Origin of the sequence: Winogradskyella costae, from assembly GCF_013403865.1 — a bacterium.
In the GTDB taxonomy this organism is placed as follows: domain Bacteria; phylum Bacteroidota; class Bacteroidia; order Flavobacteriales; family Flavobacteriaceae; genus Winogradskyella; species Winogradskyella costae.
Map to the genome: position 1 here is coordinate 1,118,407 of NZ_JABFDK010000001.1, position 25,444 is coordinate 1,143,850.

The 25,444-nt window shown below is 34.3% G+C and carries 26 protein-coding genes; 11 read left to right on the plus strand and 15 right to left on the minus strand.

The window, feature by feature from the left end; all coding sequences use genetic code 11:
• Positions 1-72 precede the first annotated feature (72 nt).
• From accB to pdxA, 5 genes are all read right to left on the minus strand, one after another.
• Positions 73-546, minus strand: a complete 474-nt coding sequence (gene accB / locus HM986_RS04745; RefSeq protein WP_179333910.1) for an acetyl-CoA carboxylase biotin carboxyl carrier protein — start codon at positions 544-546, stop codon at positions 73-75.
• 31 nt (positions 547-577) lie between these two features.
• Positions 578-1,573: a beta-ketoacyl-ACP synthase III gene (locus tag HM986_RS04750; RefSeq protein ID WP_179333911.1), complete on the minus strand. Its 996-nt coding sequence runs from the start codon at positions 1,571-1,573 to the stop codon at positions 578-580.
• Between the two features lie 177 nt (positions 1,574-1,750).
• Positions 1,751-1,954, minus strand: a complete 204-nt coding sequence (gene rpmF, locus HM986_RS04755; protein WP_092466088.1) for a 50S ribosomal protein L32 — start codon at positions 1,952-1,954, stop codon at positions 1,751-1,753.
• Between the two features lie 8 nt (positions 1,955-1,962).
• Positions 1,963-2,502 (minus strand): YceD family protein, encoded by a 540-nt coding sequence (locus HM986_RS04760; protein WP_179333912.1) that lies wholly within the window; start codon positions 2,500-2,502, stop codon positions 1,963-1,965.
• Positions 2,503-2,581: 79 nt separating this feature from the next.
• Positions 2,582-3,622, minus strand: a complete 1,041-nt coding sequence (gene pdxA / locus HM986_RS04765; RefSeq protein WP_179333913.1) for a 4-hydroxythreonine-4-phosphate dehydrogenase PdxA — start codon at positions 3,620-3,622, stop codon at positions 2,582-2,584.
• 51 nt (positions 3,623-3,673) lie between these two features.
• Between pdxA and HM986_RS04770 the strand changes: the two genes are divergently transcribed.
• The gene (locus HM986_RS04770; protein WP_179333914.1) at positions 3,674-4,264 is read left to right on the plus strand and encodes a riboflavin synthase; all 591 of its coding nucleotides are present in this window, start codon (positions 3,674-3,676) and stop codon (positions 4,262-4,264) included.
• Here HM986_RS04770 and HM986_RS04775 read toward each other — a convergent pair.
• The 4 genes from HM986_RS04775 to HM986_RS04790 all read right to left on the minus strand — a co-directional run bounded on the left by HM986_RS04775 (position 4,261) and on the right by HM986_RS04790 (position 8,666).
• Positions 4,261-4,455 carry a PID-CTERM protein-sorting domain-containing protein gene (locus HM986_RS04775; RefSeq protein WP_179334395.1) on the minus strand — a complete coding sequence of 65 codons (195 nt, stop codon included), beginning with the start codon at positions 4,453-4,455 and terminating at the stop codon, positions 4,261-4,263. The two genes, HM986_RS04770 and HM986_RS04775, sit on opposite strands and share 4 nt — an antisense overlap.
• A 246-nt stretch (positions 4,456-4,701) precedes the next feature.
• Positions 4,702-7,200 (minus strand): TonB-dependent receptor, encoded by a 2,499-nt coding sequence (locus HM986_RS04780; RefSeq protein ID WP_179333915.1) that lies wholly within the window; start codon positions 7,198-7,200, stop codon positions 4,702-4,704.
• Complete coding sequence (locus HM986_RS04785) at positions 7,187-8,092, minus strand: FecR family protein (protein ID WP_179333916.1); 906 nt, start codon at positions 8,090-8,092, stop codon at positions 7,187-7,189. The genes HM986_RS04780 and HM986_RS04785 overlap by 14 nt, the downstream gene beginning before the upstream one ends.
• Positions 8,093-8,147: 55 nt before the next feature.
• On the minus strand, positions 8,148-8,666 hold the full coding sequence (locus HM986_RS04790; RefSeq protein ID WP_179333917.1) for an RNA polymerase sigma factor: 519 nt from the start codon (positions 8,664-8,666) through the stop codon (positions 8,148-8,150).
• A 390-nt stretch (positions 8,667-9,056) separates the two neighbouring features.
• On the opposite strand from HM986_RS04790, the gene HM986_RS04795 reads away from it, so the two are divergent.
• A complete protein-coding gene (locus HM986_RS04795; RefSeq protein ID WP_179333918.1) occupies positions 9,057-10,139 on the plus strand; it encodes a hypothetical protein in 1,083 nt (360 codons plus the stop codon).
• Positions 10,140-10,174: 35 nt separating this feature from the next.
• Positions 10,175-10,651 carry a hypothetical protein gene (locus tag HM986_RS04800; RefSeq protein WP_179333919.1) on the plus strand — a complete coding sequence of 159 codons (477 nt, stop codon included), beginning with the start codon at positions 10,175-10,177 and terminating at the stop codon, positions 10,649-10,651.
• A 128-nt stretch (positions 10,652-10,779) separates the two neighbouring features.
• Here HM986_RS04800 and HM986_RS04805 read toward each other — a convergent pair whose 3' ends face one another.
• From HM986_RS04805 to HM986_RS04820, 4 genes are all read right to left on the minus strand, one after another.
• The gene (locus HM986_RS04805) at positions 10,780-11,634 is read right to left on the minus strand and encodes an EcsC family protein (RefSeq protein WP_179333920.1); all 855 of its coding nucleotides are present in this window, start codon (positions 11,632-11,634) and stop codon (positions 10,780-10,782) included.
• A gap of 224 nt (positions 11,635-11,858) precedes the next feature.
• Entirely contained in the window at positions 11,859-13,229 is a 1,371-nt protein-coding gene (locus tag HM986_RS04810) for a spondin domain-containing protein (protein WP_179333921.1), read from the minus strand.
• Positions 13,230-13,329: 100 nt separating this feature from the next.
• The gene (locus HM986_RS04815; RefSeq protein ID WP_179333922.1) at positions 13,330-14,808 is read right to left on the minus strand and encodes a HAMP domain-containing sensor histidine kinase; all 1,479 of its coding nucleotides are present in this window, start codon (positions 14,806-14,808) and stop codon (positions 13,330-13,332) included.
• A gap of 6 nt (positions 14,809-14,814) precedes the next feature.
• Positions 14,815-15,522, minus strand: a complete 708-nt coding sequence (locus HM986_RS04820) for a response regulator transcription factor (protein WP_179333923.1) — start codon at positions 15,520-15,522, stop codon at positions 14,815-14,817.
• Between the two features lie 370 nt (positions 15,523-15,892).
• On the opposite strand from HM986_RS04820, the gene HM986_RS04825 reads away from it, so the two are divergent.
• The 3 genes from HM986_RS04825 to HM986_RS04835 all read left to right on the plus strand — a co-directional run bounded on the left by HM986_RS04825 (position 15,893) and on the right by HM986_RS04835 (position 19,103).
• Entirely contained in the window at positions 15,893-16,660 is a 768-nt protein-coding gene (locus tag HM986_RS04825) for a patatin-like phospholipase family protein (protein ID WP_179333924.1), read from the plus strand.
• 508 nt (positions 16,661-17,168) lie between these two features.
• Positions 17,169-17,963 carry an AttM family quorum-quenching N-acyl homoserine lactonase gene (attM, locus tag HM986_RS04830; protein ID WP_218841392.1) on the plus strand — a complete coding sequence of 265 codons (795 nt, stop codon included), beginning with the start codon at positions 17,169-17,171 and terminating at the stop codon, positions 17,961-17,963.
• A 12-nt stretch (positions 17,964-17,975) separates the two neighbouring features.
• Entirely contained in the window at positions 17,976-19,103 is a 1,128-nt protein-coding gene (locus HM986_RS04835) for a zinc-dependent alcohol dehydrogenase family protein (protein WP_179333925.1), read from the plus strand.
• 110 nt (positions 19,104-19,213) lie between these two features.
• Here the strand turns inward: HM986_RS04835 and HM986_RS04840 are convergent, their stop codons facing one another.
• Both HM986_RS04840 and HM986_RS04845 read right to left on the minus strand, forming a co-directional pair.
• Positions 19,214-19,504 (minus strand): hypothetical protein, encoded by a 291-nt coding sequence (locus HM986_RS04840; protein WP_179333926.1) that lies wholly within the window; start codon positions 19,502-19,504, stop codon positions 19,214-19,216.
• 163 nt (positions 19,505-19,667) lie between these two features.
• Positions 19,668-19,814, minus strand: a complete 147-nt coding sequence (locus HM986_RS04845) for a hypothetical protein (protein WP_179333927.1) — start codon at positions 19,812-19,814, stop codon at positions 19,668-19,670.
• A gap of 198 nt (positions 19,815-20,012) precedes the next feature.
• Between HM986_RS04845 and HM986_RS04850 the strand changes: the two genes are divergently transcribed.
• The 5 genes from HM986_RS04850 to HM986_RS04870 all read left to right on the plus strand — a co-directional run bounded on the left by HM986_RS04850 (position 20,013) and on the right by HM986_RS04870 (position 25,259).
• Positions 20,013-20,672, plus strand: coding sequence for a DUF6796 family protein (locus HM986_RS04850; RefSeq protein WP_179333928.1), 660 nt, complete (start codon positions 20,013-20,015; stop codon positions 20,670-20,672).
• Positions 20,659-22,317, plus strand: a complete 1,659-nt coding sequence (locus HM986_RS04855; RefSeq protein ID WP_179333929.1) for an FG-GAP repeat domain-containing protein — start codon at positions 20,659-20,661, stop codon at positions 22,315-22,317. Before HM986_RS04850 ends, HM986_RS04855 begins: the two co-directional genes overlap by 14 nt.
• A gap of 199 nt (positions 22,318-22,516) precedes the next feature.
• On the plus strand, positions 22,517-22,897 hold the full coding sequence (locus HM986_RS04860) for a hypothetical protein (protein ID WP_179333930.1): 381 nt from the start codon (positions 22,517-22,519) through the stop codon (positions 22,895-22,897).
• Positions 22,894-24,504, plus strand: a complete 1,611-nt coding sequence (locus HM986_RS04865) for a glutamate synthase-related protein (RefSeq protein WP_179333931.1) — start codon at positions 22,894-22,896, stop codon at positions 24,502-24,504. Before HM986_RS04860 ends, HM986_RS04865 begins: the two co-directional genes overlap by 4 nt.
• A gap of 11 nt (positions 24,505-24,515) precedes the next feature.
• Entirely contained in the window at positions 24,516-25,259 is a 744-nt protein-coding gene (locus HM986_RS04870) for a hypothetical protein (protein ID WP_179333932.1), read from the plus strand.
• Positions 25,260-25,444: the final 185 nt, after the last annotated feature.

A 25,444-nucleotide genomic window follows, 5' to 3' on the forward strand; every position in this document is an offset into this window, starting at 1 on the left:
TTTTATGTATTTAAAATTTCAAATTCCAAATTTCTACATATGAGAAATTATACTTTGGAATTTTAAATCGGGTTATGATGGATCTACCAAGAATAGTGGCTGATCAAACTCTACAGGAGAAGAATCATCAACGAGTACTTTAACAATTTTACCAGAAATCTCTGATTCTATTTCGTTAAATAATTTCATCGCTTCGATAACACAAAGAACATCTCCTTCTTTAATATCTGTACCAACCTCTACAAAAACTGGTTTGTCTGGTGATGGCTTGCGGTAAAATGTACCAATTATTGGAGACTTTATAGTAATGTATTTTGAATCTTCTGCAGGGGCAGCAGCTTCTTGTACAGGTGAGGCTACTGGCTGCGCAGGCATCTGATGTTGCATTACAGGAGCTGATTGCATTGGCATTTGTTGTACAATTGTCGTTTCGCTTTCTGAACCAGTTCTAATGGTGATTTTAATATCATCCATTTCTAACTTAACTTCGCTTGCGCCAGATTTAGCAACAAATTTAATTAAGTTCTGAATTTCTTTTATATCCATAATTTTAGATATTTTGTTAGTTAGTTTTTAATTAGGAATTATAAGCCCACTTAAAATAAATTGAGCCCCAAGTAAATCCACCACCAAAGGCAGCAAATATAATATTATCACCTTTCTTAAGTTGTGATTCGTAATCAAATAATAATAATGGTAAGGTAGCAGAAGTTGTATTACCATACCTCTGAATGTTCATCATTACCTTATCACTTTCTAATTCAATTCTATTAGCCGTAGCATCAATAATACGCTTGTTAGCTTGATGTGCTGCCAACCAAGAAATATCATCATTAGTAAGATTATTTCTTTTCATAATCTTCTCAGCAACATCTGCCATATTAAAAACAGCATTTTTAAATACTGTTTTTCCATCCTGAAAAATATAATGTTTTCCCTCTTTAAAGGTATCCTTAGTAATGGGGTAAGAAGACCCTCCGTAAGTTGCTTGTAGAAAGTCGCGACCTTCACCATTACTTCTCAATAGTTCATCTTGCAAACCTAAACCTTCTTCGTTAGGCTCAAAAAGTACCGCACCTGCTCCATCACCAAAAATAATGCAGGTTGCTCTGTCTTCGTAATTAATAAATGATGAATTTTTGTCCGCTCCTATTAAGAGGATTTTTTTGTAACGCCCTGCTTCTATATAAGCTGTTGCCGTTGACATGCCGTAAAGAAAGCTAGAACATGCGGCTTCTAAATCGTAAGAGAATGCATTTACAGCGCCAATTTGCGTTGCTGTATATGCAGCTGTTGCGGCAGCTTTCATATCTGGTGTTGCTGTACAAACAATAACCAAATCAATTTCTTTTGGATCTAATCCTTTTTTTTGAATTAAGTCTTCTGCGGCTTTTATGGCTAAAAATGATGTGCCTTTTCCATCTTCTTTAAGAATTCGTCGCTCCTTTATACCTGTTCTAGAGGTGATCCACTCATCATTGGTCTCAACCATTGTTTCGAGGATTTTGTTCGTTAAAACATACTCAGGAACATAGCCTCCGACAGCTGTAATTGCTGCTGTGATTTTACTCATTATTAGCTTTTAGATTAATTAAAAGTATGAAAAATTGATATAAAATGTAACGTTCTATACAATTTCCCCGTTTTTTAGCAAATAGTAATGCAAAGTAAGTGGTTTTTGCTCTATTCAAAAAATAATAACAAAAAAAACGCTCACATAGGAGCGTTTTCTTGTATGCATGCATAATACTTATGCTGCGTTTTCTTCTTCAACAGAGTTGTCAATAAGTACTTGACCTCTGTAATATAGTTTACCTTCGAACCAATGTGCTCTGTGGTATAAGTGTGGCTCACCAGTTGTTGGGCAAGTTGCTATTTGAGGTACAGAAGCCTTATAATGAGTTCTTCTTTTATCTCTTCTTGTTTTCGATATTTTACGCTTTGGATGTGCCATTTTAAATGTTATTTATCCGTTAATAGTTTTTTTAAATTATTCCAACGAGGATCAATATCCTCTGATGATTTTACTTTATGGTCCTCACTTGGACTCAATTCTTCTAATTTTGAAAGTATATCTGATTGTAATGTACCATCTTCAATACCTGGATGAATTCTTTTAATAGGAACTGCTAAAATAATCAGTTCATATATGTATTGTGCAACATTAACTTCGTACTCGCCATGTGGTATAATTAAGATATCTTCATTCTCATCATTATACTCATTTCCAAATTTTACAACTAACTTAAAATCGTCGTTAATCGCTTGGTCATATGGTTCATTTGAAATATCACAATTCACATTTACTGAGCCTACAGCCGAAAAATGCAACTCTAAAAGAGTTGATTTTTTTTCGAATTCTAGGTCAATTTTAACATCAATTGCATTAAATTCATCATATTCAAAATGCTGAAAGAACGTATTATCAATTTGAAAATCAAAATGATGCATTCCTTCTTTTAATCCTACAAAAGGGATAGTATAAGATTTTAATGCCTTCATTATCACATTCAATTTGAGCGTGCAAATATATAAATTTTTCCTTACTTAATGCCTAGATATCAACAAATTTTGTTTATAACTATCTAGATGCCTTTTTTAACGGGTTTTTACTATAAAAATTATAGTCCTCTCTATGTCTAAATATGTCAATAGCCATAAAGATAGCTTGCTTCATTGAGCCTTCATCTGCAACCCCTTTCCCTGCAATTTCATATGCGGTACCATGATCTGGAGATGTTCTTACTTTATCTAAACCCGCTGTGTAGTTCACCCCTTTCCCAAAAGCGATAGTTTTAAAAGGAATTAAACCTTGATCATGATAAGATGCTATTATAGCATCAAAATTTTTATAGGTATTAGAACCGAAAAAGCTATCGGCCGAGTATGGGCCATAAACTAAAGTTCCTTCCGATTTTATTTTTGTTAAGGTAGGTTTTAAAATAGTGTCATCTTCATTACCGATAACTCCATTATCTCCAGCATGTGGATTTATAGCTAAAACAGCAATTTTAGGTTTTCTTATTCCAAAATCTTGTGTTAACGAGTTTGTTACCGTGGTAATTTTTTCTTTAATAAGTTCGACTGTAATAGCATCACTTGCATCTTTAAGCGGAACATGGTCTGTTAAAAGTCCAACTCGCAATTCATCAGAAACCATAAACATTAAACTTTTTCCGTTTAAAGCTTTAGCTAAATAATCTGTATGACCAGGAAAGTTAAATTTTTCCGATTGAATATTATGCTTATTAATTGGTGCTGTAACCAATACATCAATCGTACCTTCCTTTAAAGCATTAGTTGCTGCTTCGAGAGATTTGATGGCGTATTCACCAATCTTTTTGTTCTCTATACCAAATTCAATTTTCACAGGCTCGTTCCAAACCTCAACAACATTAACTTTTCCATGAATCACTTTTTCTGGAGAATCTATATTGAAAAAATTGATTTTACTATTAAAATGGTTTTTAAAGAACTGCATTGTTTTAGCCGAGGCAAAAATTACCGGTGTATTTAGTTCTAAAGATCTTGGATCTTCGTAAGCTTTAATGACTATTTCTGCACCAATACCATTAAGGTCACCAATAGAAATCCCTACAATTATCTTTTCGTCTTTTTTCATTTTTTGTCTTTAACTTTGTAACTGCAAATTTAACTAAATAAAGTACAAATTATGTTTACAGGCATTATAGAAGATCTCGGAACAATTGAAAAACTAGATAGAGCTGATGGAAATCTCCATATTACAGTACATACTGCTATAACCAATGAATTAAAAATTGATCAAAGTGTTGCTCATAATGGCGTCTGTCTAACCGTTGTTGGCATTACAGGAGATACGTACACTGTTACGGCCATACAAGAAACACTCAATAAAACTAATTTAGGCTTGCTTAAAGAAAAAGAGTTTGTAAATATAGAACGCGCTATGAAACTTGGTGACCGATTAGATGGTCATATTGTGCAAGGACATGTAGATCAAATTGCAACTTGTGTTGATATTCTCACGGAAGATGGTAGTTGGATTTTTACCTTTGAATATGATAAAGATCTCAATAATATAACTATAGAAAAGGGTTCTATTACCGTAAACGGCGTGAGCTTAACAGTTGTAAATTCTCAATTGAATCGTTTTTCTGTAGCTATAATACCTTATACGTTTAATCATACAACGTTTAAAACGTTTCAGATTGGCACAACTGTAAATTTAGAATTTGACGTTATAGGGAAATATGTGAAACGCCTTAATGATTTAAAAAATTAAACCGTTTTTTTAGACATTTTATACGTCTTGTAGATACCGTAACTTAAAGCAAGTATAAATAGAAACACTACTCCTCCATCAATTGGAAGACCTGGAGGCGGTGGTGGTGCTGGCGGCGGCGGAACAGATCCGGTAGTGCCCTGAGCCATAGATGCAAAGCTAACGAAAACAACTAAGATAGAGGCGAACATATTTTTCTTGTGCATGCTATAAATTAAGGTGTAAAAGTATAAAAAAAAATGAGTAAACAAAATTAAATGAATTAAAAAACATCTTTAAACGGTAAATTTTATCGACAAAGTGCATAAAATGAGGTTTAAATAGGGAAGTTACCTACATTTATATTTTTACTTAACGCAAATATAATATTAAAATTATATAACCAACATACTGTATTCGCTCAACGAACAAAATAAGCGTTTAACTACCAATGGTTTCTAAAAATAAAGTCGAAAAACCGCATTAGTCGTAATACCCAATGAGTATCTAGAATACCTTACCACATCGCCCTCTGCATCAATCTTATAATAGTTATTTATCGGATTTTCTACATCAGTGATGTTCCAAACAGAAATGCCCACTTCTGATCGGAAGGTTCTATTCACTTTAAACTTATAAAGCACCGAGGCATCTATTCTTAAATAGTCTTTTAGTCTCTCGTTATTTGCACTATCAAAATTAATTTCGTTGGCTGTAACTTCATTTTCTAATAATGGTATCGATGTAGGTTTCCCCACTCTATAATTTAATCCTGCAGAGATATTCCATGATTCGTTACTATATGTTGTGCCTATTGTAAATGCATGGGTAATATCGAGATTACTAGGAAACTCTATTTCATCAAAGGTATCAAAGGTATAATCATTCTTTATGTATGAATAACTTAACCAAGCGCTTAGATTCTTGAATTTTTTTCGGGCTAAAAATTCAGCTCCTAAAACATCATAGCTTCCTTTTTCTTTTTCAAATTCGTATTTAGTAGTGAAACTTTGACTTTGAGAAGTAATACCATCAACGGTTTTATAATATACTTTTGCATCTATTAACCAGCCTTTGTTGCTATAAAGCAATCCTAATGAGGCTTGTTTACTTTTAATAATAGGTATGCTATCATTATCTGTGAGTTGCCATCGACGTTTTTCAACTCCTAAGAAATCATTTTGAAAGTTGATAATTTGCGAGGTATTCTGATGTTTAAACTCGCCTAAAGCCTCCAGCTCAAAGTGTTTATTTAAAACCTTTTTAACACTTAAACGTGGCTCTATTAATAACTCATCAAATTTTTCAATATAATTACCTCTAACCCCAAAATTTACATTAAAATCTTTGTTTTCATTTCCAAACTGCGTTTGAGCAAAGACAGCTTGTTCTCGTAAAACCTCAGAATCACGTCTTACAAATCGCGGTACATCAATATCATTTAAGTTGGTAATCTCAGATTCTATGAAATTATAACCCAAATTAAATTGCCATTGATTCTGGGTGTAGAATACTTTTAACTTCACCGAAGTTTCAGATACTATATTTTCTTGCAAAAAGCGTTGCTCTGCCATAATATTGGCATTTATGGCTTGCAACTTATAATCTGTATTATAAACATTGAGCACTGTATTAAATTTTTCATTCCATTGTCGTCTATAATTTAAACCCGCAGATATACTATTTTGAGAAATACTACTTTCTCGTGTTTCTTCGACACCATTAAAAAGTGCAGATTCGTCAAAGGTTAAATCATTATGGACTAACATAAAATTTAGGCGTATAAAATCCTTATCAGATGGCTTATAAAGCCATCGTAAGGAGGTATCATAAAAATCGAATGACTGATTTGAATTGCTAACATTAGACGCATTTTCTTCGACTTCTGTATGTTGTGTTACACGTTCAAAATACGTTTTGTAGGTTGGTGTTCGTATTAATTCATCAATAGATTTTCGCCCTGCAATTTGAACTGAAGACTTTTCTCCAATCGGAACATTCAAAAATAAATCCGTATTAAGAAGGTTAAGACCAAAGGAACCTTTAAAACTAGATTCAATAGTATTATTAGACCGCATATCAATTGTTCCTGAAACACCGTCGGTATAAGAAGCATCAGTTCCATTATTGATTACGGTTGCGGTTTGCGTGATTTGCGGATTGAAACTTGAAATAAGTCCGAAGAAATGACTGGATTGATACATTTTTATCCCATCCCAAAGTAATAAGTTTTGATCGTGAGAACCCCCTCTTATATTAATATTGGAAACCGTTTCATCTACACTTAACACTCCTGGCAATGCCTGAACAGTATGTAATACATCAGACTCTATAAGACCTGGCAACAGCGTAAACTTACTATAGTCAATAACAACACTTCCGTCTTGTTGCCTATCTATTCCTTTAACCATATAACCATTGAGCACTACAGAACTAAACACTTCTGCTTCTTCAATTAAGGTAATAGCGTCACAACTATTTAATTTAAAATATTTGGCTTGGCGCTCTATAGTCTTAAAACCTATAAATCGGATTGTAACAAGAGCGTTTAACGATGGTACTTCGATTTCAAAATAGCCGTCATCATTAGTTACTGTATAATTGTGTTTTGTATGGATGGTTGCTCCATAAAGCGGATTTTCTAAGTTATCTCGCAAATAACCACAAATTGTAACAGGTTTGGTGATACTAAAGACCACGTCACTAATTTTGGTGAAAATTAAATTGGTCTGTTGTTCTAAATTTTCAATTTTAGCATTAAAATCTAATTCATCATCTAGAGGAATTACATAGAGATCATTTAGAAGCTCACTATTATAATTAAAATTAACATTATGAGTTTTAGATATCTCATTGAGCGCTTGTATAATAGAAGTTTTCCCATTATTAGCTTGTGCTTTTACTAAAAAACAAACTAATACACTTATAAAAAAAGTTATATACTTAATCTTTAGCATTGATTATTACGACCTCTTTATTATTTATAATTTCATAGGTCAAGCCAAGTGGCTGTGTAATTGATTTTAAAGCATTATTAAGGTTATCATGCTCAAATGCACCTGTAAATCTTAACGTATTAGCAGCCATGGAATCCGTAATTACAATGTTATATTGATTTTCGAGCTCTAAAAGCACTGCTTGTACTGATGCATCTTTAAATACACTCATATTTTTAAGCCAATACGGTTTTGCTGTAATAATATTAGATTTTTTAGCCGTTCCTGATTTTAAAATAAACTCTGAACCGGCTGGTAATTTTATAACCTCATCATTATAACTGACTTGCACCAAACCTTCATAACAGGTGACTTTAAAAATGCTATCTTTAGTAAACACATTGAACTCGGTACCTAAAACGGTGACCTTTCCAAATTCCGTATTGACATGAAATTGTTTTCCTTTTTCGACATCAAAAAAGGCTTCTCCTTTTAAATTTAAGACTCTTTCTTTATCCCAATTTGAAGGACTGTACATAAGTTCAGATAACTCATTAAGTTCCACAATAGAATTATCAGGAAGTGTAATAGTTTCTTTTTGTGCTAAATCGGTTGAAATTGTACTTGCGCTATCTCTATTCAAAAACAAAAATAAGGTTAAGCCAATAACAAAAACGGCCGCAAACCTTGACGCTATCTTCATCCAATTAATTGACGAAGCCTTTTTATTTTGTAACTGGCTTTCTAAAGCTTCAAACGCAGGCACTTTTGCATGATGATGACCACTAAACCGCTGTGCTTCTTCTGCTATTTCTTTATATAGCTTTGCATCCTCTAAAGCATTAAAAGCTTCCGCCTCTGCTTCAGATAAGTTGTTGTCCAACCATTTTTTTAGTAAATATTCTTTGTCCATAACTTGATGCTATACTTATAAAACAACTCAACTTTCAATTGTCCCAAAATTATTTTCAATTCAGTTCTTCCAATTGATCTTTCAATTTATTTAAGGCGGCATAAATTCTATGTTCAGCTACTTTTTTGGTGATATTTAATAGCTCTGCAATTTCTTTATGGGTTTTCCCATCGACCTTACTTAAAAGAAAAGCGACACGTTCTTCTTCTTTTAATGTTGACAAAGCGGTTTCGTAACGCTTTAAAAATTCCTTTTTACGCAACATAAATTCTGGAGTCTCATTGGTGTAATCCTTTGGCTTTACTTCTTGATGCTTAAAAACAATCGTTTGGTGCTTTACTTCGTTAAGCATCATATTATTTGCAACCGTATATAAATAAGATTTTGCAGCTTCAGGTGCCACTTTAGCACAATTTTCCCATAATTTAATAAAGGCATCTTGCACTTTATCCGAAGGGTTTAGTAAATCACCATACTTATAGTACAAAATAGTGCTCATGCTTTGCGCATACTTTTCGTAGAGTTTAGAAAAGCGCAATTTATCACAGATATCTTTGTGGAGCGACTTAGGCAATTATAAGTGGTTTTTGTAGTTTGAATCCCCAAAAGTATGCTTTTTTTTAAAGATTATACAAAAGATAATGTTACTAAAACATGAAATTTAAATTTTAAAATTAGATAAAGAATCACCATCAAAAAATTTAATTAAAATAATTTTGGGAGATTTTAATATGTGATTGTTTTAAAACTATAAGTTCAATTTAAAATCACATAACACATGAATCAATCTATTAAAAGTAAAAGCAACCATTCAGAATTTGAAACGACTCAAATTTCAATTAAATAAAAAAACAATAAATTTCTTGGGACATTTAATTACTGAGTTGTTCTAAGTATAAAGGCAGTAATTAAAGCGCCTTATTAAATGAAAAACTTAACCATGATCATAAAAAACAAATTAATTATGAAAACTATCAAACCTTATCTTTTTGCCTTATTAGGTTTATTCTTAACGATGACATCTTGTAGAACCGAAGATGATATAAGCATTGATCCACCAGCAGAATCTACGTTACAAGCTAATTCAGCTTTAGCAAGCCAAATTCAAAGAGTCACCATGAACGATGGTTCTGTAGATAACGTCGTTTACAATGCCAATTGTTTTACCATTCAACTGCCAATAACAGCAACCATAAATGGAGTAGAATTAACCATTACTAATATTGATGATTATGATGATCTTGAAGATATTCTAGATGAATTTGATGACGATGATGATACGGTTGTTATCAATTTTCCTATCACTATAATTTTTTCAGATTATTCTGAAATTCAAGTTAACAGTTTAGATCAGCTAGAAGATTATGCTGATGATTGTAATGATGAAAATGAATTTGATGATGATATAGAATGTTTAGATTTTGTATATCCAATTTCGGCTTCCGTTTTTAACACCAATAATGAAGTTATTGCAACACTCACATTTACCAATGATTATGACCTTTATGAATTTATTGATGATATAGACGAAGATGATTTAATTGGTTTTGAATTTCCTATAAGTATCATAATTGCTGATGGTAATGAAATTGTAATTAACAATTTTAATCAGCTCGATGATGCCATTGATGATTTTGGTGACGATTGCGATGAAGATGATGATTACGACTATGACGATGACGATTGTACGAACTGTACACCAAGCCAATTAGAATCTATTTTAACAGCTTGTTCAGGTTGGTATATAGACGAATTAGAACGTAACGACACTGATTTAGAAGACAATTATACCGGTTACCTATTTAATTTCTCTACAGATAATACCGTTACAGTCACTTGGACTGGTAACACTGCCAATGGAACTTGGACGACAAGTGGAAATGGGAATAACATCACAGTATCCTTTGATATTCCAGGATTTGATGACATCAATACCACTTGGAATTTACATGAAATCGATAACGACGACGATGATAACGAGGTTGAAGTCAGCTTTGAAATGGGAGATGATGACGAACTAGAATTTAAAAATAACAATTGTAACTAATCCTTAAAATTAATTAATACCTAAAATTAAATAATATGAAATCACATTTTATAAAACCCTTATTTACATTCAAAATCTTATTAAGCGCTCTACTAGTTTTTAGCTTATTATCGTGTTCTAATGACGATGATGATAACCTTAACGACGATTGTAATACCTGTACGACGGAACAATTAGAAACTATTTTAACAGCTTGTTCGGATTGGTATATTGAAGATTTAGAACGAAACAATAGCGATTTAGAAAGCAATTATGTAGGTTACTTCTTTAATTTCTCAGCAGACAATACGGTTATCGTGACATGGGATGAAAATACAGCGAATGGCACTTGGACTGCCAGTGGCTCAGGTAACAACATCAACGTAACTTTTAATATTCCAGATTTTGATGATATCAATGCGACTTGGATATTAGATGAACTTGATAATGATGACAATGATAACGATGTTGAAGTCAGTTTTGAAATTGGTACGACTGACGATTTAGAATTTAAAAACAATAATTGTAACTAATTACCCAATTCCAATCGCTTAAATTTAAGTTCCCTAGTTTAATTGATTTAATAGCAAAGCCAACCTTGAAGAAATTCTTGGTTGGTTTTTTTTATTGAAGTCCTAAGCATATTATATAAAAAATCCTACTACTCTTTAATACCCAAGGCTATAGCCTCATAGACTAATTTAACCTCAGCCTCTCCATACTTCCGCTCTAAACGTCGTATCGTAAAATGTGCCGTTGCCATATTCTGAAAGTGATCTACAAAAACATAATTTAAACCACCTCCTCCAATGGCTCCAACAATAGGTACAGCTTGCGCCAAAAATTTCTCGCTGATAAGAAGACTTAATCTCGTGGCAATTTTGGATAAAAAATTACCCACAGCGTTAGATCCCAAAGCACTAGCTCCTTTTACTAAACTCTCTAAACTCATTTTTATGCCTGCTACTGACACATTATTTAAAGCTGAATTTAAGGCCATACGTGTGGTGTAATAACTAGCTTCCATGCCATCATCATCTAATGAATCTCCTCCAAGCGCAAAAACTTGCAGGCATGCCATTTGCCCTTCTAATGTGTAGATGTCTTCACCTTCGCTTCGTGCGATATCCATAATGGTACGCATTAAAAACTTAGTGGTAAGTGTGACTTCTGATGCAAAAATAGCAGTTCCAAACCCCGTAGACGATCCAAAAAAACCACTTAAAGCTCCTGTACCAGTGACAATGCTTTTATAGGTGTTTTTTGAAGGCTTTTTAAAAGTTTTGTTCTTTTTAATCGTCAGTAAATTGGCTTTAATAATTTTTAATAATACAGATTCGGTAATCTTCTGTACTTTAACTAATACTTTTTCTGGCACATAACTAATGCCTGTTTCTACCGTATTACCAATTTTATTGACATTACGAATGGCCCAACCTAAATTTTGCATGCTAGATTTTGCGTGCACTAAGGCTTCTTTGTCTTCAGGTGATATGGGATTTGCTGTTAGATTCAAAACATTGCTATTTATTATAATAAGTCGTAAAAACTTAGCAATTGTTACACAGCAATGAAAGACTAGCCACGAACGATATCAAAAAAGGATGCATATCTTCTTTGTTGGATTGGCAAAAACGATGCTGCGTCCTTAAATCATATGTTTAGATGTCTTAAGTCACATAAAAAAATCCGCGTCTCACAATTAAGTGAAACGCGGATTATACACTAGGTTTTAAAATTTTAGTTTGGGGTAATTGTAATTCTAAGAACGGTATCAACATTTGGGTAAGTATAACCATCGTTAACATTAGATAATAATTGAACTGGTTCCGTTTCATCGATTCCAGTATCGGCAGCTAATTGATTAGTCACTGTATTAGGACCAATAGCAGGCTGTTCGTTAACCTCAGTTCCAGCATCCCATAGGTACACCTCATTTGTAATATCACCACTTAAAGGAGTTCCGTCTGCACTGAATAATTCAATTCCTGTATCTTGAGTTGCAAACAACACATCATTTGTAGCTGCTAACATACTTGCAAATGATAATCTATTTCCTGCTTCGCCTGTAAAGCTAAACGTATAAGTATTTCCTGGTAATAAAGGCCCAGGACCACTACCTCCATCTACAGTATTAAACACAGCACCTGAAATTTGGCCTTCTAACCCACTTAAATTATCAGCTAAAACAGCGGTATTTCCATCTTCAGCGATATGTTCTAATCCTAAATCGAAATCTGTAACTCCCGATGTGAATAATGGCATCGTATTTCCTTCATGAACTACAAAGATTCCAGGAGACGATGGGTAAGTCACTCCCGTATTTTGGGCTGTATAGTCGCTTAAAGGTGCTGCATTTCCGTCTTCAGCAATCGCTTCAACTCCTTGTCCGTAATCCGCTACACCTTCTGTAAACAAAGGATTTTCACCACCATGAATCACATAAACACCAGGTGATAAAGGGGCAACAGAACTTCCTGCACTCGTCTCTAAACTTGCTGTTATTAAATCTTCTATAGAAACAGTAAATAGTGTCCCTTCTACATGAGTGATGCTTACAGAAATTATTTCGTTTACCGCTGGGTAATCAAACATAAAACCATTGGTAACGTCTGCAATTTTTAATACGTTTCCGTTTTCTACCGCTCCAGTATCAGGACCAGATTGCATGCCAACTGTATTAGGACCCACTGCAGGTTCTTCGTTGACTTCTGTACCCGCATCCCATAAATAAACTTGATCGGTAACGTCTTCAGAAATAGGATCGCCATTGTCATCGTAAAACGCAATGCCGTTACCATCAGGCGCAAAAAATAAATCGTTGGTTGCTGCTAACATGGTTACAAAAGATAATTTTTGACTTCTACCGGCATCAACCGTGAATTCGTAACGTTTTCCTGGCGTTGCTGGCCCAGGACTTGCATCGCCTACGGGCGTATTAAATACTCCAGAGTCTATAAAACTATAGGCACTTCCAATATTTTCAATACTTACTGTAAAGTTAGAATTTTCACTCGGGGTTAAGTTTACTATCGTGCTGTCGTCGTCACTATCGCAACTTGCAAAAAGGGTAATAACGGATAAAAGTGTAATAAATTTAAATTTTTTCATTTGTAAATGTGTTAATGATTATATATCTACAAATATCCTCCGAGAGTATCACCAAATTATAACAACGCCATAACTATAGTATAAACTATTTATATAAAATTTATAACGAAGCGGTTCTTTTAAGCACTGGCAAATTAAAATAAAACTCGGTACCCTGATTTAAAATACTATTCACTTTGATAGTTGAATTGTGAAGGTCCATAATCTTTTTAACAATGGCCAAGCCTAGTCCACTACCTTTTGTGGCATCGGAATAGAATTTGCCTTTTCGGTAGCGTTCAAATATATAAGGTAACTCTTGAGATTCTATACCGCTTCCGGTATCGGACACCTTTACCATCACCTGATCATTTGCCGTGTAAAGCTCTAAGGTAACGACATCGCCTTGCTGACAATGTTTAATCGCATTGTCTATAATGTTCTGTAACGCTCTATCAATTAAAGCAATATCCGCGTATACAAAAGGGAGATCTTTAGAATACACCGTATTTATACTCACCCCTTTATTTTTGGCAATAATGCGGTATTTATCGGCAATATCTTGAATAATTTCTGCCATTTGTAAGGCCTCTGGCTGCACGGCTTTTTGATTGGCTTCCAAAACACTTAACTCAAACAAATCGTTCACCAATTTTTTAAGACGTTCAGAGTTTTTAAGCACTATTTCCATGTAACGCTGCTTTTCCTTGTCTTCTAGGCCGTCTCCTTTAATCATGATGGTTTCAACAAAACCTTGAATAGACGCAATAGGTGTTCTTAGATCGTGAGAAATATTTGCAATAAGTTCTTTACGCAAGTTGTCTACGCTCTGCAAATCTTGAATATTACTTTGAATGGTATCGGCCATGTCGTTATAGGTATTGGCCAATAATCCCATTTCGCCATGCTGCACACCTGCAACGCGAGCATCATGATCCCCATTTTTAAAAGATGTAAACGCCGCAATGATTTTATTGAAATTTCTTGTAATAATATAAATGGAAAGCAACGCCACCAATAAGGCTGCAAATAGTGCATATAAAATATTACGCATGCTGAGTTTACGAATATAACTGGCCTCATGTTTATTAATTAGCGAGTCGTAATCGTTACCACCAACGATTGTATAAATGTAACCTACTTTTTTATCTTTATAAAGGTAAGGTGCTGCTGAAAATATTTTTTTAGTTCCCGGTAATTTTGGGTCGTCACCCTTAATAAACACCTCTCCATCTTGGGCGATAAATTCGGTTACAGGTTTTAAATCAATGCGTTTTGCTTTCACCTCTTTATTCATGGCAACATGCTTAAGAATGTTCCCTTCTAAGTCTAATAAGTAGACTTCAGTCGCAGGATTAGTGGCCATAACATGATGCATTAAACTGCTCATTTTAGCACCCACTACCGAATCGCCGTCGTAGAGTCCTTGGATTTCTTCAACAATAAACCCTGAGACATTTTTATTTAAGCCTTGGGTAATTTCATCGTGATAATCTTCCGAAAGTTGTGTAGATGTTTTGGTAATTAAAAAGGCAAGTACTACAAATAAAAGGGTGAGCACACCAGCAATTTTGTAGAATAAGGTGTTTTTTGTTTTCATAAGGTCTTAAGATTCAGAAAATCGGTAGCCCACTCCCCAAGTGGTGAGTATGTATTCGGGGTTTCCAGGGTCTTGTTCTATTTTTGCGCGTAAGCGGTTAATATGAGAATTTACAGTATGTTCGTAACCTTCGAACTCATAGCCCCAAATGCGGTGTAATAATTGCGCACGGCTATAGGTTTTACCAACGTTATTGGCTAATAAACAGAGTAATTCAAATTCTTTGGGCGTAAGATTAAGTCGCTCACCTTGTAATTCTACTTTTCGCATTTCCTGATTGACCACAAGATCTTTACGCGTTAATACCGGTAAATCTAGGTCTTCTTCTGAAGTCGTACTTATTGTATCGAAGCTTTGGCGCCTAATGATCGCTTTTACACGGGCTTGCAATTCACGAACACTAAAGGGTTTAGTCATATAATCGTCTGCCCCAGTTTCAAGACCTAAAATCTTGTCGATCTCATCGCTTTTACTAGTGAGCATGAGTATGGGAGTATTAACTTTTGAAGCTCTCAACTCTCGACAAATATCTAAGCCTTTTTTACCAGGTAACATTAAATCTAAAATAACAAGATCATAAGCATTTGTAGAGGCTTCTAAAAAACCTTCGTTACCATTATAACAACTTTTTACGCTTGTTTGATCGTCTTCAAGGTTTATTGTAACCAATTCTGCGATATGCACATCATCTTCAACAACTAGAATTTGAACCATTTTCAATTTATTTTGTGGGCAATCTAGTCCTAAAGTATCATGAAAGTATCCCGATACTATGTTATTTTAAAAACAACATCTGCTTAGATTACAGGTTAATACTTGCAATAGACGAAAGAAGCTGCAGATGCTTTCAAATAAGTTGAGCGATAAAAGATTTACTCCCAAAACTTTTCGATTTCTTTAAGGAATTTGCCTTTATTTCAAAAAAATATGATAATCTGTTATAGCTTATCCACTATTTTCTAGAAATACCGATCTAATTACCTGCATTAATGAATTGTAGTTATGTAGAACCTTATTAATTCTTTGTCAGACAATCCATATAAAAATCAGCTAATAAGTCGACGCAACATTGTACCTTTATATCATGAAATTAGGATTAGTACTTTCTGGTGGTGGTGCTCGTGGAGCAGCGCATATAGGCGTCATTAAAGCATTAGAAGAACACGGCATCTTTCCTACACATATTTCGGGCACAAGTTCTGGTGCTATTGTAGGTGCTTTATATGCTGCTGGTGTACCTTGGTCTGAAATATTGACTTTCTTTAAAATCATTCCACTGTTTCATACCAAAAGATTTGCCCGTAGAAAACCAGGATTTTTAAATTCAGATAACTTTTACGACGACCTAAAAACCTACTTTCCAAATGATAGTTTTGAAGATTTAAAAAAACCATTATTCATTCCTGCTGCAAATATTGTTGATGGTACTTCAAAAATCTTTAGTAAAGGGCAACTCATAAAACCGATCATAGCATCTGCTTCTTTTCCTGGCGTTTTTACACCTACTGAAATTAATGGGAAATTTTATGTGGATGGGGGTACTCTAAATAATTTTCCTGTAGAACCTCTAAAAAACAAGTGCGATAAAATTATTGGCGTCTGTGTAAACCCTTTAAAAATTGTGAGTATGAAAGATTTAAAACATTCTTACTCCATAATAGAGCGTGCATATAAAATAAAAATAGCGGCAGAATCTTCAAATAAATTTGCTGATTGTGATATGGTGATAAACCCTCAAGAATTGGTGAATTACAGCACTTTTGGAATGAGTAATATGGATGCTATTTTTAATTTAGGCTATACTTCAACGCTAACAGCACTGAAGGAGCACAAAGGTATTTTTACGATATGATTGATTAAAATAAGCTTAATTATTTTTTCATAAGAAAAAGAATCCTAATCTGTGTTTTTTATCAAAGAACTGATAAGCGACATCCAAAACGTCGATAGTACTCTAATTGATTTTGCATTTAATAAAACTATTAAGTTTTGAAACCTTAAGGGTATTACAAATAAGACACTAAAATTTTCCTAAATAATTCACCATATTCATCTATTATTCTTTTTATTCTTTTTGGCATTTATTCCTACCCAATAAATGCTATAGTGATGAAACTAAATATAACCCTAACCCAAGTTCGAAATATAAATGACGAGCATAATTATGGCAAAACATAATCATTTAGACCATAAATTTATTTTAATGAGCTAATCCAATTAAGGATTATTGTTATCAAAACCACGTTAAAAATAAATTATCCATAAACAAATCATAAAATTAATGAGAATATTGCAAGTCGCATGATAATTTAGTAGATTTAGAATAATTCTTTTTTTAAAATTTAAAAAATAGTAGAGCTATGAAAAATGAGATTAGGTTATATATGTTTCAAACAGGTGTTCTGAAATGCAAGGAAAATAATATCAAGATGAATGCTTCACAAGATCCTTACGAAATCCCGGTTCCTTGGTACCTAATTACTCATCCAAAAGGTACAATTGTTATTGATGGAGGAAATGCAGTGGAGTGCGCGACAAATCCTAAAGAACATTGGGGTGGTATTACGGATGTGTATTGGCCAGTGATGAAAGAAGAAGATGGCTGCGTTAATGTGGTTAAAGATTTAGGGATAGATCCTGCCTCTATTAAATATGTATTACAATCTCACTTGCATTTAGATCATACCGGAGCTACAGGAAGGTTCCCAAATGCGGTTCATACCGTTCAACGTAAAGAATATGAATATGCCTTCACAGCAGATTGGTTTGCTGCAGGAGGTTACATACGCAAAGATTTTGACCGCCCCAATTTGAAATGGAATTTTCTTGAAATTGAAGGTAATGAAGTATACGATGTGTATGGTGATGGAGTTATTAAAATGATTCCAACACCTGGTCATTCTCCAGGTCATTGTAGTTTTTTAGTAACCTTACCAGAAGATGGTGCTATATTATTAACGGTAGATGCAGCCTACACCACGGATCATTATGAAGATAAGGCTTTACCCGGTTTTCTAGCATCTGCGGTAGATTCGGTACGTTCAGTTGCTAAATTAAGAGAAATAGCTTCCATTCATGATGCCTTGGTGGTAACAGGACATGATCCCGATGCGTGGGCTAAGTTCAAAAAAGGTCCTAAAGAATATTATAAATAAAATCAGTAGAAAATGAAAACTAGAGCAGCAGTATTACATAAAATTGGACATGAAAGACCTTACACAAAGTCTAAACCTTTAACCATTGAAGACGTAGAGTTAGAAGCGCCTGGACATGAAGAGGTTTTGGTAAAGATAAAAGCAGCAGGTATTTGTCATTCAGATCTATCTGTAGTGGATGGCAACCGTCCGCGTCCAGTACCAATGGTATTAGGACATGAAGCTGCAGGTATTATCGAAAAAGTAGGTGACCACGTTAAAGGTTTTGAAGTAGGTGATCACGTCGTTTTTGCATTTTTACCATCTTGTGGCCATTGCAAATTTTGCCAATCAGGAAAAACAGCTTTATGTGAGCCTGGAGCAGCTGCCAATGCCGACGGTACACTCTTAAGCGGAGATATCAAAATAACAAAAGATGGAGAAAAGTATTACCACCATTTGGGGGTTTCAGGTTTTGCAGATTATGCTGTAGCATCAATACATTCCTTGGTAAATATCGATAAGTCTATTCCTTTTGAAGTAGCTGCCGTTTTTGGGTGCGCCGTATTAACAGGAGTAGGAGCGGTCGTAAACACTGCCGAAGCAAAAGCAGGAGAATCCATTTTGGTAGTAGGTCTTGGTGGTGTTGGTTTATCTGCTGTTTTGGGAGCACATGCGGCAGGCGCTTCGAAAATTATTGGTGCAGATGTTAGCGCCTATAAACTTGGACTCGCTAAGGATTTTGGGGCGGATGAAGTTGTAAATTCAGAAGATGATGATGCGATGGATCAAGTAAAAGGCATGACTGATAAAGGGCCAGATATTGCTGTAGAGTTTGCAGGTGTAATGCCTGCCCTAGATTTTGCGTTCAATGCCACGAAGCGAGGTGGTAGAACGGTTACTGGTGCATTACCTAGCCCTGATGCAAGATTATCTCTTAATCCACTCACTCTAGTAGGACAAGAAAAGTCTTTAAAAGGATGTTATTTGGGAAGTGGTTCGCCAAAAGTAGACATTCCTAACTTTATGGAGATGTATCAAGCAGGAAGGCTACCCGTTCAAAAATTGATTACTCATCGCATCAAGTTAGAAGATATTAATGAGGGTTTTGAGCGCTTAGCAGCAGGAGACGCTATTAGACAAATTATTATATTTGATTAAGGATTCTATTCGACTTTATATCGCTTCATAAATATGTAAAACTATTGAGATTGAGTTTTTTTTACCATCACATTTTGCTGCCATATTTTTAGGGGTATTTTCATCCTCTTTTATTTATAGCTTTGTACGGAAGGGGTTAAAGTACCAATTAATTTTTCCTTATTCAACATGGAGCTTGAAGGGTTATTGTTCCATCCCCATGCAGAAGAACAACAAAAACTAGCATGATTCCATTTGGCTTCACCTTCTTCCGTTTGGTATTCCGTTCTAAAATGAGCACCACTAGATTCTTCTCTTTGCACGGTATCCACCATTAGTTCGGTTAGTTCCATGTAATCTGACACACGTCCTGCTTTTTCTAATTCACTGTGAATTTCTGAAGCGTCACGAGGAACAATCAAGTCCTTCTAAATTCTTCTCATAAATTTAGAATATTTTCGATGGCATTTCTAAGTCTTTTTTTGAACGCGACAAAATACATCTATTATACAATTCACTTCCATATAATTTATTGAATTCTTCGGCTGTTTTATGGCCTTTCGTACTCAAGAACCCTTCCATTTGTTATTTTACAGCTTCTTCAACCTTATTAAATTCAGGATGATTAATATCTATTTTTGATGTCTTAATTTCATCTGCTAAAAAATTTTGCAATGTATAAAGCGATACAAAATAGCCATCCACACAAGCTTGTAGTATTGTAGATGCCATTTTTAATGTGGGCTATACTTCAATAATAATAATAGCATTACAAGAGAACCCGTGTCTTTTTAGTTCATAATTTAAAATAGACGCTTTCACAGTGGATTAAAAAATCAACACAACCAACTTATATATAGTCATTTATTTTTTTGAAAGGAATTTTAACATATCTCGACAAATTCAAAAACCAACCAATTCAAAAACTAAATGCAACTAACCAAAATTTTAGGCTACCTTGGTCTTATCGCCGCTATTCTTGTAGGATTAGGCGAATATTTCCTACACTATTCACCTTCCATTTTAGAACATTCTGAGGATTATGAGTTTTTCAAATTTGTAGCTTCAGAGCATCTTACCACAGGACATTTCTTAGCCGTTATTGGACTGCCTTTCTATTTTGCTGGATACATACACGTATATAGAATGCTAAAATCGGGTAACGAAACCTTAGCAAGATTGGTTTTGGCTATTGGTTTTGTTGCTTTTGCTGTTGGTGGAGTTTGGATAGGCTCTAGAGCCTCAATAGGTAATATTGTGCAATTAAAGGATACTATAGATCCTTCAACATACCAAAACCTATTAGCTCATTACACGGATCACATGGAAATATTAGTAAAAGCGCTTCGTATAATTATAGCTACACTTTCTGTTGTTTTTGCTATTGCTATTCTAAAAGGTGGCACGTATTATAAAAAATGGATGGCCATTTTCAATCCCATTGTCGTACTTATTTTATTGGTAGTTTTAGGAAAACTACTACCTTCAGTAGGTAAGCATATGCTACCAATACTAATGAATGTAACTCACTTTATTTTATTTGCACTATCACTCTACCAACTAAAAACTATATCAAATGAAACTCATTAAGAAATTTTTAAAACTATTAAGTATTGTCATACTACTGCTCCTTCTATTTTTAGTTGGTTTCTTTTGGAGAGATTCCGTTTCTGATAAATACGATATAACGATTGCAGATAAAGATATTCCAAAATTTGCACCTATCCCTTTAGATTTTGTGCATCAATATAATGGCGAAAAATCATTGCCTATTGCTCCTTCAGCGTTAATTGATATTAATAATGATAATATAGATGAAGTCTTTTTTGGTGGTGGTATGCAACAAGAAGATGCAATTTTTGCCTATCGGAATAATGAATTTGTAGATATTTCTAAGGAAGTTAATTTACCTATAAAAGGAAACTCAACAACGACTGTTGGTGTGGTTTCTGCTGATTTTGATAATAACGGATTTACGGATATTATTTTAGGCCGAGAAGACGGACTTCACATTTATTATAATACCAATGGAACGTTTACAGAAACTATTATTGATACTCCAATCAATGAAAAATCTAATCCTGCCGGAATAACGGTAGCCGATATTGATAAAGATGGAGATTTAGATATATTTCTAGCTACCTATCTTAAAAAAGAATTGATGGAAGGGCAAAATATTTTTGAAGATTACAATTATGGTTCTACAAGCGAGTTATTACTTAATAATGGTGATAACACTTTTAAAAGTATTACTAAATCTGCTGGTCTAGATTATGTACATAATACATTTCAAGGTGTTTTTGTTGATATTGATAATGATAGTTGGCAAGATTTAGTGGTGGTACATGATACTGGTGAGGTACGTACCTATAAAAATAATGGAGACTTAACTTTTACCATGAAAGCCAATCCTTTGACTAAGAAATTTGCGTATCCAATGGGACTCGCTGTGGGTGACTACAACAATGATGGTTTGGTAGATTTTATGTTCTCTAATACAGGAAGTACACTTCCTAATAAGATTGCACAAGGAGATATAAAAGACACCTCTTTATTTACTGATAAATGGATGTTATTTAAAAACGAAGGAAATTTTAAATTTACCGATGTAGCAGAAAAAGCTAAAATAGCAGATTACGAATTTGCATGGGGTTGTACTTTTGCAGACCTTAATAACGACGGTTTACAAGATTTAATGGTCGCCGAAAATTATGTAGACTTCCCTCCAAGTAAATTATTTAAATTACCGAGTCGTGTTTTAATTCAAAAGGAAAATGGAACATTTGCACCTACCGAAGAAGAGAGTGGACTTACAAATCCGCACTTTGCTATTACGTCATTAGTAAGTGACTTTAATCAAGATGGCTATTTAGATATGATTTGGGTAAATATTGATACACCAGCATTAGCCTATATAAATAAAGGTGGAACTAATAATTATCTACAGGTAGATTTAGGAGAGTCTGTTAACGTACAAGGTGCTAAAGTAACCGTAACTACGCCAACAAAAACGCTGACCGAATGGTTAGTTACAGGAGAAGGTTTGGCTAGTGATCAAACCGCATTACTTCAATTTGGATTAGGTAAAGAATCGAGAGTTTTAAACATAAAGGTTTGGTTGGCTAACGATAATGAGATTAGTATCGATAATCCAAAAATCAATACTATTATCGATTTAAAAGCTGAAGTTGAAAAGCAAAAATCAACTTTAGAGATACTTGAAGAAGAGTTGTAGGATATAAGTAACGTAGAAATTTTGTAGCACGCCTTACTTAATAACTACCTGATAATTAAGTTTTTTCTGTACTTTACAGAAGATTTAACTTACCTATTATAATTATTATCAATAACCTTAAGTAGTATTAGCACTATTTTGAAGGCTAATATGCTTTTGTTTTTTTTAACGAAAACAGTAGCGTATCAATTAAAAACTAATGTCAAACAAAATCACATATTACAGTATTCTGGGGATTCTTATAATAGGATTATTTGGTGCTGGAGGATTAGTAATTGAAGAATTTAAAACAGGGGACGGTTGTCCTAAAATAATGCATATACCAATGTGTTTGGTTGTTCTAATCTGCTTTATTATTCCACTCATATCACATCTCTTTAAAAAGGGTAATGTCTTGTATTTTTTATTTACAGGGCTTGCTGGTAGCATTGCTTTAGTGGCTTCAATCATGCAATTCACAGGACATGCCGAATGCCCAAAAACAGCTTCAGGTACTCCAATGTGTTACTACTCTCTATTGCTTTTTAGCAGTTTAATTATTCTAAAAATATTATACATTAAATCAAAACCTAAATCATGAAAAAACCAGTAGTTATTGCTCAAGTAAGCGCATTAGAAAATAAGCAACCAGAACACGCACTCGTTAACGGATTAGACTTAGTCATCGTCAAATTTGACGACGATATTTCCGTACTCTACGGAAGATGTTTGCATAGAGGAGCACTAATGTCTGACGGTCATGTAGATGGTCACAATCTTATATGCGGAGTTCATGGATGGGATTATCGTGTAGATTCTGGAGTTTCAGAATATAATAACAAAGAAGTCCTTCATAAGTTTTCTACCAAAATTGAAGGTGATGATTTATTTGTAGATGCCTTCGAAATTGATGCTTATTTAGTCAATAGTCCACAACCTTTTAATCGCGATGCCTATTTAGGAGCCTACGCAGATACGCATCCAGAAGACACAGAACCATACACAGGTTATATAAAAGAATTGGCTCAAAATGGTTTAAAAAATATTGGACATCATGGGTTTTCTGCTTCTATGGGAGTCGATAGAGATACACTTCCTAAATGGAACGATATTCAGTTTTTGCCTGCACAATTAGCCTCAAGACCTTTATTAGATCATGAAGCTGTTGCTACTAAAGTAGTGATTGGGCCAAAGGCAAAAAAGCCATTAGAACTAGATATGCCACTTTTTGTAAGTGATATGAGTTTTGGAGCCTTATCTCGTGAAGCAAAAATAGCCTTATCAAAAGGAGCACAATTAGCAGGAACAGGAATTTGCTCTGGTGAAGGCGGCATGTTACCCGAGGAACAGGCGAGTAATTCTAAATATTTTTACGAATTAGCATCCGCTCAATTTGGGTTTTCTTGGGATAAATTAGATAACGTACAAGCCTTTCATTTTAAAGGCGGTCAAGGAGCAAAAACAGGAACAGGAGGACATTTACCAGGCAATAAAGTAAGTGCTGAAATTGCAGCAGTTCGCGGATTAAAAGAAGGAGAAACCGCAATTTCACCAGCTGCAAACCCAAATTTTCATACTGTTGAAGATTTTAAAGTATTTGCAGATAAAGTAAGAGCACGTACAGGCGGCATTCCTATCGGGTTTAAAATCGCAGCAAGTCATATAGAAAAAGACATTCAATTTGCACTCGATGTTGGTGTCGACTATATTATTCTCGATGGTCGTGGTGGAGGAACAGGCTCTGCTCCTACTATTTTAAGAGATCATATTAATGTGCCAACCATCCCGGCATTAGCGAGAGCAAGAGCTTACATGGATAAAGTTGGTGTAACGGATGTCACTTTAGTTATTACAGGAGGTCTACGTGTCGCTGAAGATTTTGCAAAAGCCATGATGTTGGGAGCAGATGCTATTGCGGTATCTAATTCGGCATTACAAGCTATTGGGTGTTTAGGGATGCGTGCTTGTGGCAGTAATAATTGTCCTGTCGGGATTGCGACTCAAAAAGAATCGTTGCGTAGCAGATTGATTATCGATTCTTCAGCTAAACAATTACAAAACTACTTTGAAGCAAGCAACGATTTAATTAGAGTTATTGCACGTGCTTGTGGTTATGATAATGTTACAAAATTTAACCAAGAAGATTTGTCAACATACGATAGAGATATACATCAACTTACAGGAATTAATTACGCAGGAATAAGATAAAAAAACAGACTATGGAAAAACAAATGCATTTAGCGGCTCAATATTTAGCTGCAGCAGGAATAAGCTTTTTAGAAAAACAACCAGACGATAGCCATACTAACTTAGGGTTTGATAAAGAAAATGGAAGTCTTTGTACGCATACACTTTCAGAGAATGGAGATCAATTATGTTTAGATTATGAAAAGTTCGCATTACAATGGAAATCTAATAAAGGAACTACAACTTTTGAGTTAGATGGTGCTATGCATGCTGAAGTTTTAAGTTGGTTATCGGACACGTCTAAAGCCCATTTAAATAAAACATATCATTACGCGTTTCACTACGATTTACCTTATGCAATCGACAATTCTTTTACGTTTGAATTGTTAGATTCTGACCAACTGAATGCACTCAAAAACCTACGTGTTTTAGCGCAATCAGTTCTTGAAAAAATAGATCAAAACTATAATCTTAATACATCAATTAGAGTTTGGCCACATCACTTTGATTCTGGCATTTATAATGCATTACCTGATTCTGATGTTACTATTGGATTAGGTTTGGCAATTCCTGATGCTATTAGCGACAAACATTATTTATATATCTCTGGATACAAAAATGGTGGTACAATAGACACTTCACAATTACCGAAATTACCATCTGGAGAATGGAAATCTGGTGACTTTAAAGGTGCGGTTCTTAATGCAGATACAATCGTAGAATCTGAAGGTGTAGCCTTTTTTGAAGAAGCAATAAATGTGCTAAAAAACAGCTAACGATACATACAAATGTAGTACCGGTTATAACTCTCAATAGGAGTTATAACCGGTAGTAATGACATTTACAATATTTCAACATCTTTGGAAATTTCAGTCATAGTTGTATCCACGTTTGGGCTTATTTTATTGATTATATATTCCGTTAGATCTGTGAATATTCATCAAATTCAGTTTTAAAATCA